Raw genomic sequence first — 16,291 nt, forward strand, 5'->3', positions numbered from 1 at the left:
GGATCATATATTCAGACTGGTGACCATTATTGTCAACGGTCACATTCGAGATTTCAAACGCCGCAGAAGGATGCACTACCCAACTACGCGACCGCTCATGCCCCCCCTTGCAACAAGACTGGGTTGATGCAGGTCTGCATATTCCAAAGGAGCACATGACGGGGACGAGCGATATTTTCCAGTCATATCTGAATTTAGCCCAGAGGCCTCAATTGACAGAGAGTGACCATAAAGTAATATAGTCACCAACAATATTCGATTCAAGGAATCTCAATGCTCTCCCTCCGCCCCGCTGCTTTTTTGATAAGCGCCAGCTTGATGACAGGCTGTGCGGTCGGCCCGGACTATCGCCGCCCGGACGCCCCGCTCCCGGACCGTTACCTGGGCCAGTCTTCTGTCGAGCAGAGACCAGGGGCGACGCCTGCCAGCCTCGTCATCTGGTGGGACGGCTTCGGTGATCCACTGCTCGCCGACTTCGTCGCCAAGGCGCTTGAACAGAACCTCGATCTGGCGCAGGCCCAGGCACGAGTCGCGCAGGCGCGGGCAGGACTAGGCGCCGCCAATGCCGCTTTATTGCCCTCGGGAAACATCAGCGGCCAGGCCGCCCGCGCCTACCAATCAGTCGAGACGCCACTCGGCCAGGTGCTGAACTCAACCCCTGGCTATGATCGCTATGGCAGTTCCTACGAGGCCGACCTCAATGCCAGCTGGGAATTGGATGTCTTTGGCGGCCTGCGACGCGGACGCGAGGCGGCACTGGCCGAGTACCAAGCTTCCGAGGCAGGCGTTGCAGCCACACGATTGGCGATCGCCGCACAGACTGCGGATATCTACATCACTGTCCGCGGACTGCAGGCTCGACTGGATATCGCGAATCGACAAGTCAAAACCCAGCAGGGGCTGCTGGAGAAAGTCCAATTGCTCTACAACAAGGGGCTTGCCGCCAGCTATGAGGTTCGTCAGACCGAGGGGGCTTTAGCACAGGTCCAAGCCACAGTACCGGTCCTGCAGACCGGTCTGGATGCGGCCATGAATTCACTCGACGTAATGCTCGGCACGCCACCCGGTACTCATCGCACGCAACTTGCCATGGTCACAAGCATTCCGGCAGCGCCGCAGTTAAAGGCTATGGGAACGCCAGCCGACTTACTGCGCCGCAGGCCTGATCTCATTGTGGCCGAGCGCCGCCTTGCCGCCTCAAACGCACGCATCGGGGAGGCGATTGCCGAGTACTACCCGACGTTCTCTCTGAGTGCATTATTGGGGAGCGCGACGGCTGTATCGGCAGGCAATCTTTTTACCGGCGGCGCCAGTCAATCGTCGGGCGTACTGGGACTGCGTTGGAGACTCTTCGACTTCGGTCGCATCAACGCCCAAATCGACCAAGCCAAGGGACAGGAAGCCGAATCCCTGGCCGCTTACCGTCAGTCTGTGCTGCGCGCCACCGAGGATGTCGAGAACGCGCTCTCCTCACTGGTGAATCGGGACGCCCAAGCAACCACCCTCATTGGAGGCGAGACGTCTCTGACGCAAGCGCGCCAATCGTCGTTCACTGCTTATGAAAAAGGCACGGCCAGCTTGATTGACGTCCTGCACGCTGACGAGACCCTGCTTCAGGCTTCCGATGCTCGGGCGCAGGCACAAACCGAATCGGCACGCGCGGCAGTCGCCGCGTTCAGGGCGCTGGGCGGCGGCTGGCAGCCCTCGGATAGCCAACTGACGAGCCGATGACACGGGCGGTTTTCGAGATTCAAACAAGGGGTATGCAAGATGACAGTGAGAGAAAATTCATGGGTGCTGATTACTGGAGCGTCCAGCGGATTCGGCAAGGAATTTGCCCGACAGTACGCCGCAAAAGGGAAATCGCTGATTCTGGTGGCCCGCAGGCTGAACGAGCTTGAAGCACTCGCGGACGAATTGCGTAGTCGTTTCGACGTCGACGTGATGGTGCAGCAAGCAGATCTTTCATCAATAAATGTGATTATCGATCTGCATCGGCGCCTGCATGACAGCAATACGGTGGTCGATGCCCTGATCAACAATGCGGGTTACGGCTTGCAGGGAGCATTCCTGGATGAGCCCCTCGAAAGCTCCCTGGCGATGATCGACCTGGACGTCGCCAGCCTGACCGCCATCACTCGTCTGTTTGCAGAGGACATGCGGGCCAGGCGCAAGGGGCATATCTTGATGACGGCCAGCCTGCTGTCCTACCAAGGCGTGAAGAATTTTGCGGTTTACTCTGCCGCCAAGGCTTACGTACTCAGATTCTCCGACGCACTGCATCGTGAACTCAAACAAGACGGTGTGGTGGTCACAGCGCTTTGTCCAGGGATGTCGGATACCGGGTTTGCAGCAAGTGCCAAACAAAAGATAACACCGGTCTTGAAGAGGGTCATGATGCAACCTGAGCCTGTCGTTCGAGCAGGGATACAAGCGTTGCACGCGGGCCGTATGAGCGTCGTGCCGGGCTTTGGCAACAAGGCTATTGCGGTCTTGACCTGGGCCACCCCCCGTCGACTTCATCAGGGCCTGATGTCGCGCGTAATGGGTGTTTGAGCGGACCAGGCAATGCCCCCGACGACGGATACCTAATTCAATAGGTATCCGCTCTCAGGCCCCGCAGTGAGTCAGAATCGATAACTGACAGAAGTCCCCAAACCACTCGCGCTATTTTTATACTTCGAGCTGTAGGCGCCTCTTGAGGCGGATACGTCATTGACCTGTACGCTTTCCTCCCATAGGTAGGAATACGCCACATCGATCGTGACATTCTCTGCCGGCGTCCACCCTGCCCCGACACTGATGACTTTCCGGTCACCGGTAGGGATTCGCGGCCCACGGTTGACGTTGTTGGCGGGGGACTGGTCAACCGAGAAGCCGGCGCGAAGAACCCACTGATTGTTCAGCTTATACGCCGTGCCGATAGCGTGCGCCCACGTGTCGTGCCAATTCTGCTCCTCGGTAATGCGACTCAGTGTTCCGCTCAACGCCGCAGGCAAACCACTGTTTTCGAACACCAACTCTTTGAAGCGACTCCAGCGCGTCCACGTACTCCCCATGTAGAGCGTCCAGTCACTGTTGAGTTGATGAGTCACGGAAAAATCGACTGATTCCGGGGTGTCCACATCCAAGGAAGCGTCATAGCTCGTACCGCTTACACCCAGCACACTGAAGATGCCGTCGGTGAGCTTGGTCTTGGCATCCAGCTGGTAGCTGACCTTGGAGTGATAGGTCAGACCCAACCGAGTTCGATCTGTCGCTTGCACTAGAATACCCGCGTTAAACCCAAGCGCCGTGTCGTCGCCGGTGCTTTTGAGTTTTCCGTCATTGCGGCCTGGGCTGAGTGGATTGAGCACCATCCCGGAAAGCTCACCACTGATACGGTTGATGGTCGGTCCGAAACCGATCGAGACCTTGTCGTTGAACGCATAGCTGATGGTGGGCTGAAACGTAAGGGTCGTGACCTCACTTTTGTTGGCGTAGTAGCGGCCGGCGAACCCACTGCCATAATCGGTCATTAGCCCAAACGGCACATAGAAACCCACACCGAACGCCCAATGCTCATCGATGGGTTTGACGTAGTACCCCATGGGCACTGTCGTGGTCGGCACCATGTCCCCGTCCTCCTGCCCCCCGAATGTGCTGCGCGTCTGGCTTATATTGGCCTTTGCGAAAAGCGTTGCCGCCCCGACGCTGGCCTGCTCTTTTTTCAAGCGAGACATACCGGCCGGATTACCAAAGACGGTACTCGCATCTTCTGCAGATGAAGAACGGCCGGCAAATCCGGAGCCCATCCCACTGATGCTTTGTTCATTGAGAGCGAAACCGCTCGCGAACAGTTGAGTCGACGAGAGGGCCACAGCAAGGCCAAGCGGGGTCCTGCGCAGTATTTTTTTCATTATTAGGACTCGATAGATCATCGGGATAAAGCGGTAGAGAGCGTCACGCTGAGCGCGGGCTACCGGGAGGGGCCGCTGCGCAGATGTACGAAGATCGTGCGCGCCATGGCGATCCCTCCAGGATAGGTACAGCATATTTATTCATGTGACCATTAATGTCAACAGTCACAAATTCGGCAAATGAACATGCATGGCTACGCGGCAAATGCTGCGCGGACAATCCACTCAGTTACGTAGTGAGGTTTGATACATGGCTGTGAATGCGGGGATCAGGCCCCGGATTTGAGTTAATACCGCGCCCCGGAAAATGGTGTCCACCCGGATAGGTGTTCACCATCATCTAAGCGTTGATATCAGAGCAAAGTGATAGAGATGATTAGCGCAGGCTCACGGCATCAAGCTACGCAGAATGAGATTGGAGGTGAGGACCGGAGCCAGCTCGACGAAGTCAAGGTTGTATTGCAAAAGCAACGGATTGACGAAAGGGCGCAGCGCAAGGTGGATCGAATCGACTGTTTCGTCCAAGGGTGTTTTGCGTTCAAATTCGCCGATTTCTCGGCCTTCACGCACAATCTGCAACACGAAGTCCCTGACCAAGGCATCATATTGCTGAGCGCAGGGCCAGTTCTCAGACGCTGCAAATGCGGCGATGTCATAGAGTTTTCGATCACTGAAGAACAAATTCACCCCGGTAGCGATCAGCGTTTTCACCAGGCGTCGAAAACGTTCGGTCGGCGAGATGTCCTCTGCATTAATGGCCTGTTCTACGGCCGCGATGATTTCCGCCAGGCAATTGCCACAGATAGCCTCACCAATCGCCTGCTTGGAATCAAAAAACTTGTAGATGTACGCCTTGGAAAACCCGATCGCTTTCGCCAGGTCGGAAACCGTGGTTTTGCTATAGCCGTATTGACTGAAGTGCTGATTGGCCGCCACGACGATCTGATTCCGGATTTCATGATCGGCTGGGCCACGGATGCTGGGGGAAGCTATGGATGTCTTGTTCATACGAGCTAGCTTACGCATCCGAAAAGCGCTTGACAACGAGTGACCAAATTATACTTTTGTCACAACCTCGCGATGATCAGGGTTGGTTTCAGGTGAATTGTCTCTACGCGGAAGGCCAAACACCTCCCCCATCAATCCCTGTCAGCTTGCCGGATTGCGTGCCGTGACGATCCACGTCGCGCCGTCGATCATCACCGACCGCTCGCCGGGTAGGCCCGCGAAGGCGGCGCGAACCGCGGCCCAGGCGCGGGCTCGAATGGCGTCGGGCTGATCAGCGAGCACAAGCGCCAGCGGCCCCCCCTCGAATGCCATCTTCACCGCGTCGTCGATCGCCGTGTCCCGCGTCACGCCCTCGCCGAACGGGATGGAAGCATCGAAGGGCGTGCTGGTGATATCGGTGAAGCCGGCCGCTGTCAGGATGCGTGCCACGCGCTCCCGGTCGCCAAACGAGAATGGGCCGGGCGCTTCGGGATCGGGCCGTGCGGTCAGCGGGAGGATGCCCTTGAGCGCGCCCATCGGCAGGCGCACCCAATCATTCTCGGCCACACCGCGCCAGCAGACGAAAGCGACCCGCCCGCCCGGCCGGAGCGCGCGTCGCATATGGGCGAACGCCCCTGTCGGATCGTCGAAGAACATCACCCCGAAACGCGAGAACAGGAGGTCAAACGCGCCCTCGGGCAACTCGGCGCTGCTGGCATCGGCTACCCGGAACCGGGCCGGCGTATCCTGTGGCGCCAGCGCACGCGCGCGGCCGATCAGCGGTTCGGATATGTCCACGCCCAGCACATGGCCGCCCGCGCCGACGCGGGCGGCCAGAGCCAGGCTCGACGCGCCCGCGCCGCAACCGACGTCAAGCACGCGTTCGCCCGTGGCGGGCGCGGCGGCGGCGATCGCGGCCTGGCCAAATACCGCAAACATGGCGTCGAGCCGGGCCTGGTTAGCGGCCCAGTACTCTCCGTTTTGGCCATTCCAGTCGGCAACCTGATAGGCATTTTGCTCTGTCATGACATCTCCTCGTTTTGATTCGTTTTTAACTAGGCCGTGCAAAAGCCGGGAACGGCGACCTTCTGGAACAGGTGTGGGGTGGCTACGACGGATGACGGATAGGCCGAAACCTTCGCGACAAATTCGGGACGGGCGAAGGCTTCGCGCAGCGTCTCGGTGGACTCCCACACCACATAGTTCAGGAAGATCGGGCTATCACCGATCGCTCGGTGCAGTTGGGTGGAGATGAAGCCAGGCTGCTTTTTCAGGGTTTCGCCAGCCGACTTGAAGGCGTCCAGGAAGCCCGCTTCATCGGCGGAACCGACCGTGAACATGTTGATAAGTACGATTGGCGCGGCCGAGATACCGAGTTGGCGCTCAAGCGGGAATTTTTCGTCTAACGGCTTGAATTTCTTTAGTACTTCCATGGTAGCAATCCTGTCTATTGTGAAATTTCAAACTGGCGTGATCGATGCTGCTTGATCTCAAACCAACATCGACTGCTGGGCGGAGATACCCGCCGTCGCGCCTTGCCATGATGCCGTGGTGACCGAGGGCATGAGGAGATTGGCTAGGTCGCCCGCGGCATAGATACCGGGCATGCTGGTTTCCCGGCGCTCGTCGACCTTTAGGGCTATGCCCAGGGGCGTATCGACCGTGGCGAGGCCCAGCGATTCATGCAGGCGTGCAGACGGCTTGTTGCGCGGATGCGCGAACAGGATGTCGACCGCGACAGGGGGGCCAGCGTCGAGCCTGACGATGGCGTTATGACTCTCGTCATGGTCGATTTCGGTGATCCGGCCATCGACGACAGAGATTCCGCGGCGTGCCAGATCGGCCCGGATGTCGGGTGGAATGTCGTGATCATTGGCGAAGACCGTTAACGTGTCGGTCCAGTCGCGGTACAGCCTGACGTAGTTGTGCGACGGCGGGCCGGACCAGACGAGGCCCCAATGCCGGCCGGCAACTTCAAAGCCGTCGCAATAGGGGCATGGCACGATGGAGGAGCCCCAGCCTTCGGCAAAGCCGGGAACTTCAGGCATCTGGTCGGCGACGCCATAACTCAGGATCAGGCGGCGCGCCCTGAGGATTTCGCCCTTGCCTGTGTGGACGGAGAAATCGTCGATGGCGCCGGAGACGCTCTCGGCCCGGGCAGTGACCAACTGGATCGTGGGATAGCGCGCCAGTTGCTGCCGCGCCTCGGCCAGGATCTCCAGCGGTGGCTTGTGGTCGTGGCCGAGCAGGCCATGGGAGTGGTCGGCGAAGCGATTGCGCGGCAGGCCGGTATCGAGGACGGTGACCTTTCGGCGGGCACGGCCGAGTTGCAGGGCGGCGGCAAGCCCGGCAAAGCTGCCGCCGATGATGATGACGTCATTCATGGTGATGGGCTCCGCGCTGTGGATGGAGGGAGATTGGCTTGTACCTTTAAGATACTTTGAAGTACCATAATTCGAGAATTAGAATACTGTCAAGTACTGGAATTTTTATGACCGAAAACAGCCAGGCCCGTCGCGGCCGGCCCGCCAACGAGGCGCTAGGCCAAACGATAGCCGACGCCGCGTGCGAACTTTTTGTAGAATTGGGTTTTCAAGCGACGACCATGGATAAGGTCGCCAAGCGGGCGAAGATATCCAAGCTAAGCATCTATCGGCACTTCGAGAACAAGGAGGCGCTGTTCAGCGCAGCCATCGCGGCCCACTGCCAGCAGTTTGCACCACAAGCCCTTTTTGAAGGCGTCGGCGGTTCGACCGAAGATCAGCTCATGGCGGTGGGATCAACCCTGCTTCGCACGCTGTTGAGTCCGGACGTCCGCAGTGTCGAAGCGATGATCATGGCCGACAAGACGAATCAAAAGTCGTTAAGCAAGCGCCAATACGAAGCCGGCCCCGCCTATGTCATCGCCCAAATCGAGGCCTTGTTGCGTCAGTTGCACGCGAAGGCGGTGCTGAACGTGCCCGATCCTCTTCAGTCCGCCCGCTTGTTTGCCGCGCTCTTCAAAGGATCCGATCTCCTGATTATCGCGCGCTTCGATGAGGCGAGAGCAGAGGACGACAACGAAATCGAAGCCTATTGCCGGTCGGCCGTCGCCATGTTCATCACCGCGCACGGCGGCAACGACCACGCCGGCGGATAAGCATTTTATTGCTCCAGGCAGCTTGGGTTGCTGATCCAGTATATGGAGGCGCACTGAATACCAGTCACGGCCACCCCGGCCCGCTGCAGAAATCGCCATTCGAGATCGCTCGAACACCCGTGCAATTGGGGGCAAAACTGGGGGCATAATTCGAGTTTTTCACGCTATAACTACCGCGCTAGAGCTTAGTCAAAATGTTTTTTGGCGATCCGGATAGCCTCTGATGATGTCATGAGCACCGTCGAGGCCGCCATTGCCTCGGCTGGCAGGACATTCACCATGTGCCGCAGACGGTACGCGAGCGCACCTGCGTGAACTCGGCGTGCGTTTCCGACGCACGCTCGACAATCCCTCCCGTCACACGGGCCGTCCCATCAGCTCAGGCTGCCTATAAATGGCAACGCCAGATACAGCTTGATCACGATGGCATTGGCGATATCGATAAAAAACGCCCCCACCATGGGCACCACCAGAAAAGCGATCCGCGACGGGCCGTAACGTTGGGTCACCGCCTGCATGTTGGCGATCGCCGTGGGCGTCGCGCCCATGCCGAAACCGCAATGCCCTGCGGCCAGGGCCACGGCATCGTAGTTGCGGCCCATGACCCGGAAGGTGACGAAGATCGCGAACAGCGCCATCAGCACTGCCTGGGCCGTCAGCAGGATAAAGATTGGCAAGGCCAGCGCCGCCAGGTCCCACAGTTTCAGCGACATCAGCGCAATGGCCAGGAACAGCGACAGGCTGACATTGCCCAGCACCGATACCTCATGTTCGAAGACCTCATGCCAGCCCAGTATCGACAGACCATTGCGCAGTACCACACCGACAAACAGCACACAGACAAAGGTCGGCAGCTCAAGGGGCGTACCCTTTATCAGCTCGCCCAGGAAAGTACCGGCCAACAGGCTGATGGCAATCATCGCCAGTGTCTCGATAAAGGACCCGGGGGTGATCATCCGCTCGTGGTTGGGCTGCTCGAAGCCCTTCGGCATACTCGGGACTTCATTGATCAGCCCCTGGGTCTTTACGCGCTTGAGCAGCAACCTGGCCACCGGCCCGCCGATCAGGCCGCCCAGCACCAGGCCGAAGGTCGCCGAGGCCATGGCCAGCTCTGAAGCGGATGCCACGCGATACTGCTCGGTGAACACCGAGCTCCATGCGGCGCCGGTACCGTGACCACCCGACAATGTGATGGAGCCGGCCAGCAACCCCATCAACGGATCCAGGCCCAATGCCGCGGCCAGTGACACGCCCAGGGCGTTTTGCATCACCAGCAAGCCGACCACCACCAGCAGGAAAGTGCCCAGGACCCGTCCGCCTTTCTTCAGGCTGGTGAAGTCCGCGTTCAGGCCGATGGTGGCGAAGAAGGCCAGCATCAGCGGGGTTTGCAGCGAGGTGTCGAAGCTCAGTTTAAAATCGACGAAGACCCGCAGGACCAACAACACCAGGGCCACCACCAGGCCACCGGCAACGGGCTCGGGAATGTTGTAAGTGCGCAGGAAACCGACGCGCGAACAAAGTCCGCGGCCAAGCAGCAGCACCAGGGAAGCGGCCACCAGCGTGCCGTAGAAGTCGAGTTGAACCATATGGATAATCCTCGGTAATTATTTTTTTCTGACGAAGTTCTGGGCAGAGTCGAGCCGCTCCGACAACTCGAGTGTTGAGGTTTGAACAAGTGTGTTCGTGCCGTTAATTAACGGCATCGATAATCAAGGAAGGCGAATGAATGGATGTACGAAACGTGGTTCCGCTCTGAACGTTTGCTCCTCAAAGCCGCGCAGTGCTTTTATTGACCCTGTAGGACCGCTGCACCCACCCGCCTGCCGGCCCCCGCCATTGTACTGACCCCTCTCGTCAACGGTGTAGGCCATGTTCCCATCCAGCATCGGATAATTCTGAATATTCGAATCGATCGGCGCGCATGCCGAAGTTAAACGGGCTGTTGCACTCCCGGAAACAGTGAATTGTGCGTTTTAGGATTGATAGGTTCCTAACGAAAGGCGCATGCTAGAGGGCTGGGATCGGTTTGATATCATTCCGAATGATAGTTACCTTCGCTTCATTCGATTCGTGTGAAACCGGTCCCCACAGCATGATCCGCCCATCTCAATAGATTGGCGGACTCCCCCCATGGAACAGTCACTTAAACTTTTGCGCTTTCCTCTGGCTGCCCTGGCGGTCGTGGTGATGAGCGCCTGCGGTAAAGCGCCTGTGGCGGCAGGTGGTGCAATGCCGGCAGCCAAGGTCAGTGTGGCCAAGGTTATCGAACAGCCCGTCAACGAATGGGACGAGTTCACCGGTCGTCTCGAAGCCCCGGAAACCGTCGAGATCCGTCCGCGCGTCTCTGGCCAGATCGACTCAGTGGCCTTCACCGAAGGTGCACTGGTGAAGAAAGGCGACCTGCTGTTCCAGATCGACCCACGCCCTTACCAGGCTGAAGTCCATCGCCTCGAAGCGCAACTGCAACAAGCCCGCGCCAGCGCCAGCCGCAGTGCCAACGAAGCCGAACGCGGCAAGCGCCTGCTGAGCAGCAACGCGATTTCCGCCGAACTGGCCGACACCCGCAGCAGCTCCGCTCAGGAATCCAAGGCCGCGGTCGACGCCACCCAGGCGCAGTTGGACCTGGCCAAGCTGAACCTGAGCTTCACCCGTGTCACCGCACCGATCAGTGGCCGCGTCAGCCGTGCGGAAATCACTGCCGGCAACATCGTCACCGCCGATGTCACTCCGCTGACCAGCGTGGTCTCCACCGACAAGGTCTACGCCTACTTCGACGCCGACGAGCGGGTCTACCTCAAATACAGCCAACTCGCGCGCCAGGGTAAACGTGGCCAGGCCACCCCAGTCTACCTCGGCCTGTCCAACGAAACCGGCAACCCGCACCAGGGCGTGATGAACTTCGTCGACAACCAGGTCAACCCCAAGACCGGCACCATTCGCGGTCGTGCGGTGTTCGACAACGCCGACGGTGCCTTCACCCCAGGCCTGTATGCGCGCCTGAAGCTGGTCGGCAGCGGCACCTACGCCGCGGTACTGATCAACGACGAGGCGGTGGGCACCGACCTGGGCAAGAAGTTCGTGCTGGTCATGGATGCCGACAAGAAGACCGTCTACCGCTCGGTCGAGCTGGGTCCGAAAATCGAAGGGTTGCGCATCGTGCGCACTGGTCTGAGCAAGGATGACACCATCATCGTCAAGGGCCTGCAGCGCGTTCGCCCTGGCTCGCCCGTGGATCCGGAAGTGATCCCGATGGCATCCAAGGAAACCCTCGCGGCCCTGGCCCTACAAAAACAAGCCCTGGAAGCCAGCAATCTGCCCCAGGTCACGCCCGCCAAGAGCGCACCGGCCCCGGCTGCCAAGCTGGCCGTAGCGACTCCACGCGGTTAAGGGATACACACGATGAATTTTTCCCAGTTCTTCATATCAAGACCGATCTTCGCGGCAGTGCTTTCGCTGCTGATCCTGATCGCGGGTGCCATCTCGCTGTTCCAGCTGCCCATCAGCGAATACCCGGAAGTGGTACCGCCGACCGTGGTGGTGCGTGCCAACTTCCCCGGTGCCAACCCCAAGGTCATCGGTGAAACCGTGGCCGCACCGCTGGAACAGGCGATCACCGGTGTCGAGAACATGCTCTATATGTCCTCGCAATCCACCGCCGACGGCAAGCTGACCCTGACCATCACCTTCGCCCTGGGTACCAACCTGGATAACGCGCAGGTCCAGGTGCAGAACCGGGTGACCCGTACCGAACCCAAGCTTCCGGTGGAAGTGACCCGGATCGGTATCACCGTCGACAAGGCTTCGCCCGACCTGACCATGGTTGTGCACTTGACCTCGCCGGACAAACGCTACGACATGCTCTACCTGTCCAACTACGCCTTGCTCAATATCAAGGACGAGTTAGCCCGCCTCGGCGGCGTGGGTGACGTGCAACTGTTCGGTATGGGCGACTACTCCCTGCGGGTATGGCTCGATCCGAACAAGACCGCTTCGCGCAACCTGACCGCCACCGATGTGGTCAACGCCATTCGCGAGCAGAACCGCCAGGTCGCGGCCGGTCAGTTGGGTGCACCACCCGCCCCCAGCGCCACCAGCTTCCAGCTGTCGGTCAACGCCCAGGGTCGCCTGGTCTCCGAGGAAGAGTTCGAAAATATCGTGATTCGCGCCGGCGACGACGGCGAGATCACCCGCCTGAAAGATATCGCCCGGGTCGAGCTCGGTTCCAGCCAGTACGCCTTGCGCTCGCTGCTGAACAACCAGCCGGCGGTGGCAATCCCGATCTTCCAGCGTCCGGGCTCCAACGCCATCGACATCTCCAACGAAGTTCGCGCCAAGATGGTCGAGCTGAAGAAGGATTTCCCCGAAGGCATGGACTTCAGCATTGTCTATGACCCGACGATCTTCGTGCGCGGTTCCATCGAGGCGGTGGTCCATACCCTGTTCGAAGCACTGATCCTCGTGGTGCTGGTGGTGATCCTGTTCCTGCAGACCTGGCGTGCCTCGATCATCCCGCTGGTGGCTGTACCGGTGTCGCTGATCGGTACCTTTGCGGTCATGCACCTGTTCGGTTTCTCGCTCAATGCGCTGTCGCTGTTCGGCCTGGTATTGGCCATCGGTATCGTGGTGGACGACGCCATCGTGGTAGTGGAGAACGTCGAACGGAACATCGGCCTGGGCCTCAATCCGGTGGAAGCCACCAAGCGCGCCATGCGTGAAGTGACAGGTCCGATCATCGCCACGGCGCTGGTGCTGTGTGCGGTGTTTATCCCGGCGGCGTTCATCTCCGGGCTGACCGGGCAGTTCTACAAGCAGTTCGCCCTGACCATCGCCATCTCCACCGTGATCTCGGCGTTCAACTCGCTGACCTTGTCGCCGGCACTGGCTGCCGTGCTGCTCAAAGGTCACGACGCACCAAAGGACGGCTTTTCCAAGTTCCTCGACAAACTGCTCGGTGGCTGGCTGTTCCGGCCGTTCAACCGCTTCTTCGACCGCGCCAGCCATGGTTATGTCGGCACCGTGACCCGCGTTATCCGTGCCAGCGGCATCGCCCTTGTACTGTACGCCGGTCTGATGGTCCTGACCTGGCTCGGTTTCGCCAGCACCCCGACCGGTTTCGTTCCGGCCCAGGACAAGCAATACCTGGTGGCCTTCGCGCAACTGCCGGACGCGGCGAGCCTGGACCGTACCGAAGACGTGATCAAGCGCATGTCCGACCTGGCCCTGAAACAGCCTGGCGTGGAAAGCGCGGTGGCCTTCCCCGGCCTGTCGATCAACGGTTTCACCAACAGCCCGAACGCCGGTATCGTGTTCGTGACCCTGAAGCCTTTTGACCAGCGCAAGGACCCGAGCCAGTCAGCCGGAGCCATCGCCGGAGCCCTGAACGGCAAGTTCGCCGGGATCCAGGAAGCCTACATGGCGATCTTCCCGCCACCACCGGTACAAGGCTTGGGCACCATCGGCGGTTTCCGCCTGCAGATCGAAGACCGTGGCAACCTCGGCTACGACGAGCTGTATAAGGAAACCATGAACATCATCGGCAAGAGCCGTAGCGTGCCGGAACTGGCCGGGTTGTTCACCAGCTACACGGTCAACGTACCGCAGGTCGATGCTGCTATCGACCGGGAAAAGGCCAAGACCCACGGCGTTGCCGTCAGCGACATCTTCGACACCCTGCAGATCTACCTGGGTTCGCTGTATGCCAACGACTTCAACCGCTTCGGTCGCACCTACCAGGTCAACGTCCAGGCCGAACAGCAGTTCCGCCTCGAGTCCGACCAGATCGGCCAGTTGAAAGTGCGTAACAACAAAGGCGAGATGATCCCGCTGGCGACCTTCATCAAGGTCAGCGATACCTCGGGGCCGGACCGCGTCATGCACTACAACGGCTTTATCACCGCGGAAATCAACGGTGCCGCCGCACCGGGCTACAGCTCCGGCCAAGCCCAGGTGGCGATGGAAAAACTGCTCAAGGACGAACTGCCCAATGGCATGACCTACGAGTGGACCGACCTGACCTACCAGCAGATCCTCTCGGGCAACACCGCGCTGTTCGTCTTCCCGCTCTGCGTATTGCTGGCGTTCCTGGTACTGGCCGCCCAATACGAAAGCTGGAGCCTGCCACTGGCGGTAATCCTGATCGTGCCGATGACCCTGCTGTCGGCGATTACCGGGGTGATCGCTTCCGGTGGCGACAACAACATCTTCACTCAGATCGGACTGATCGTACTGGTGGGGCTGGCCTGTAAGAACGCGATCCTGATCGTTGAGTTCGCCAAGGATAAACAGGAAGAAGGCCTCGATCCGCTGAGCGCGGTACTGGAAGCCTGCCGCCTGCGTCTGCGGCCGATCCTGATGACTTCCTTCGCCTTCATCATGGGTGTGGTGCCCCTGGTGTTCTCCAGCGGTGCCGGTGCTGAAATGCGCCATGCCATGGGTGTGGCGGTGTTCTCCGGGATGCTCGGGGTGACCTTCTTCGGCCTGCTGCTGACGCCAGTGTTCTACGTATTGATTCGCCGCTTTGTCGAGCGCAGCGACGCTCGCAAGGCCGCCCGGGCCCTCAAGTTGGAGGCGCAACAATGAGCAATCTGAAGGCCTTTCTACCGAGTTTGCTGGTACTGGCGCTGAGCGCCTGTGCCGTGGGCCCGGACTACAAGACCCCGGCCACGGAGAAGGCGAACATCACCGCTGCCACCGATGGCAGTGCCGCGCAGAAGAACTATGACCGCGCGCGTTTCCAGGGTATCTGGTGGCAGCAGTTCGACGATCCGACCCTGAACCAGCTGGTGACCCAGTCACTGGCCGGCAACCGGGAATTGCGCGTCGCCTTCGCCCGCCTGAAAGCGTCGCGGGCGATCCGCGACGATGTCAGCGACGATGCCATGCCGACCATCACCAGCCGCGCCAGCGCCAACGTCGGCAAGGGCCAGGTGCCGGGTACCACCGAGCAACGGGTCAATAGCGAACGCTACGACCTGGGATTGGACATGGCCTGGGAGGTCGACCTGTTCGGCCGTATCCGCCGCAACCTGGAAGCCGCCGATGCCGACCAGCAGGTGGCCGAAGCCGACCTCTACCAACTGCAAGTCACCATGATTGCCGAACTGGTGGATGCCTATGGTCAACTGCGTGGCGCACAACTGCGGGAAAAGATCGCTCTGGCCAACCTGAAGAACCAGCAGGAATCCAAGGGCATCACCGAAAGCCTGCGCGATGCCGGGGTCGGCGATCAACTCGACGTGGTCCGTGCCGATGCCCGCCTTGCGGCGGTCGAGGCCACGGTGCCGCAATTGCAGGCCGAGCAGGCCCGCGAACGCAACCGTATCGCGACCTTGCTGGGTGAACGCCCGGATACCCTGTCGGTGGACCTGGGTCCGAAGGACCTGCCGGCGATTTCCAAGGCCCTGGCCATTGGCAATCCGGGCGACCTGCTGCAACGCCGTCCGGATATCGTCAGCGCCGAACGCAAGCTGGCCGCCGCGACCGCGCGGATCGGCGTGGCCAAGGCCGATCTGTTTCCCCGGGTCAGCCTCAGCGGCTTCCTCGGCTTTACCGCCGGGCGCGGTTCGCAGATCGGTTCACCCGCCGCCAATGCCTGGGCCCTGGGCCCGAGCATCACCTGGCCGGCGTTCAACCTGGGTAGCGTCAGGGCCCGCTTGCGCGGGGCCAACGCCGAGGCCGAAGGCGCCCTGGCCAGCTACGAACAGCAAGTACTGCTGGCCCTGGAAGAAACCCAGAACGCCTTCAGCGATTATGCTAAGCGCCAACAGCGCTTGATCTCGCTGATTCGCCAAAGCGAATCGAGCCGTGCCGCCGCCGACCTGGCTGCGATCCGCTACCGCGAAGGCACCGCCGACTTCCTGGTGCTGCTCGACGCCCAGCGTGAACGCCTGGCCGCCGAGGACAGCCAGGCCCAGGCCGAGACCGATCTGTATCGCGGCATCGTGGCGATCTACAAGTCCCTGGGCGGTGGTTACGAGCCGCAGACGCTGGCCAGCAGCAACTGATTCAAGACCTCCCGGGGTTGGATGCCCTCCGACCCTTTTTCAGCCCCGCACCAGCTTGGTCGCGGGGCTTTTTTTGTCCGCAGTGCAGCGCTCAGCCCTGCAGCCGCCAATTCAGCCATGGGTAAATCCTCGGGAATTCAGGTCGAGGCCTGCACACCTCCGTCGCCAAACGAATGACTTACCAATAGCGTCCGGCGAGACGTGCAGTGAAGCAAAACTGCAGATATGCTCGCCTCCAGGGGCCAAAATGATAGCCATGTGCC

Annotated in this window: 12 protein-coding genes; 6 read left to right on the forward strand and 6 right to left on the reverse strand. The window is 60.1% G+C overall.

Going from position 1 to position 16,291, the window contains the following annotated elements; translation table 11 throughout:
- Positions 1–273 precede the first annotated feature (273 nt).
- Both M5B99_RS02020 and M5B99_RS02025 read left to right on the forward strand, forming a co-directional pair.
- Positions 274–1,731 (forward strand): efflux transporter outer membrane subunit, encoded by a 1,458-nt coding sequence (locus tag M5B99_RS02020; protein ID WP_248802400.1) that lies wholly within the window; start codon positions 274–276, stop codon positions 1,729–1,731.
- A 39-nt stretch (positions 1,732–1,770) separates the two neighbouring features.
- On the forward strand, positions 1,771–2,556 hold the full coding sequence (locus M5B99_RS02025; protein ID WP_248802401.1) for an SDR family NAD(P)-dependent oxidoreductase: 786 nt from the start codon (positions 1,771–1,773) through the stop codon (positions 2,554–2,556).
- Positions 2,557–2,627: 71 nt separating this feature from the next.
- Here the strand turns inward: M5B99_RS02025 and M5B99_RS02030 are convergent, their stop codons facing one another.
- The 5 genes from M5B99_RS02030 to M5B99_RS02050 form a co-directional block, all read right to left on the reverse strand.
- Complete coding sequence (locus tag M5B99_RS02030) at positions 2,628–3,899, reverse strand: OmpP1/FadL family transporter (RefSeq protein WP_248802402.1); 1,272 nt, start codon at positions 3,897–3,899, stop codon at positions 2,628–2,630.
- Between the two features lie 387 nt (positions 3,900–4,286).
- Positions 4,287–4,907: a TetR/AcrR family transcriptional regulator gene (locus tag M5B99_RS02035; protein ID WP_145338138.1), complete on the reverse strand. Its 621-nt coding sequence runs from the start codon at positions 4,905–4,907 to the stop codon at positions 4,287–4,289.
- A gap of 141 nt (positions 4,908–5,048) precedes the next feature.
- The gene (locus tag M5B99_RS02040; RefSeq protein ID WP_248802403.1) at positions 5,049–5,912 is read right to left on the reverse strand and encodes a class I SAM-dependent methyltransferase; all 864 of its coding nucleotides are present in this window, start codon (positions 5,910–5,912) and stop codon (positions 5,049–5,051) included.
- 29 nt (positions 5,913–5,941) lie between these two features.
- The gene (locus M5B99_RS02045) at positions 5,942–6,319 is read right to left on the reverse strand and encodes an antibiotic biosynthesis monooxygenase family protein (protein WP_248802404.1); all 378 of its coding nucleotides are present in this window, start codon (positions 6,317–6,319) and stop codon (positions 5,942–5,944) included.
- 57 nt (positions 6,320–6,376) lie between these two features.
- Entirely contained in the window at positions 6,377–7,270 is an 894-nt protein-coding gene (locus M5B99_RS02050) for an NAD(P)/FAD-dependent oxidoreductase (RefSeq protein ID WP_248802405.1), read from the reverse strand.
- Between the two features lie 107 nt (positions 7,271–7,377).
- On the opposite strand from M5B99_RS02050, the gene M5B99_RS02055 reads away from it, so the two are divergent.
- Complete coding sequence (locus M5B99_RS02055) at positions 7,378–8,025, forward strand: TetR/AcrR family transcriptional regulator (RefSeq protein ID WP_248802406.1); 648 nt, start codon at positions 7,378–7,380, stop codon at positions 8,023–8,025.
- A gap of 374 nt (positions 8,026–8,399) precedes the next feature.
- Here M5B99_RS02055 and gltS read toward each other — a convergent pair whose 3' ends face one another.
- On the reverse strand, positions 8,400–9,611 hold the full coding sequence (gene gltS, locus M5B99_RS02060; protein WP_248802407.1) for a sodium/glutamate symporter: 1,212 nt from the start codon (positions 9,609–9,611) through the stop codon (positions 8,400–8,402).
- A gap of 544 nt (positions 9,612–10,155) precedes the next feature.
- Between gltS and mexE the strand changes: the two genes are divergently transcribed.
- From mexE to M5B99_RS02075, 3 genes are read left to right on the forward strand one after another with little or no spacing between them, the layout of a single operon-like run.
- Positions 10,156–11,412 (forward strand): multidrug efflux RND transporter periplasmic adaptor subunit MexE, encoded by a 1,257-nt coding sequence (gene mexE / locus M5B99_RS02065; protein ID WP_248802408.1) that lies wholly within the window; start codon positions 10,156–10,158, stop codon positions 11,410–11,412.
- A 12-nt stretch (positions 11,413–11,424) separates the two neighbouring features.
- Entirely contained in the window at positions 11,425–14,604 is a 3,180-nt protein-coding gene (locus M5B99_RS02070) for an efflux RND transporter permease subunit (protein WP_248802409.1), read from the forward strand.
- The gene (locus tag M5B99_RS02075; protein ID WP_248802410.1) at positions 14,601–16,028 is read left to right on the forward strand and encodes an efflux transporter outer membrane subunit; all 1,428 of its coding nucleotides are present in this window, start codon (positions 14,601–14,603) and stop codon (positions 16,026–16,028) included. Before M5B99_RS02070 ends, M5B99_RS02075 begins: the two co-directional genes overlap by 4 nt.
- The last annotated feature ends 263 nt before the right edge of the window (positions 16,029–16,291 follow it).

Origin of the sequence: Pseudomonas sp. MWU13-2100, from assembly GCF_023242365.1 — a bacterium.
Taxonomy (GTDB): domain Bacteria; phylum Pseudomonadota; class Gammaproteobacteria; order Pseudomonadales; family Pseudomonadaceae; genus Aquipseudomonas.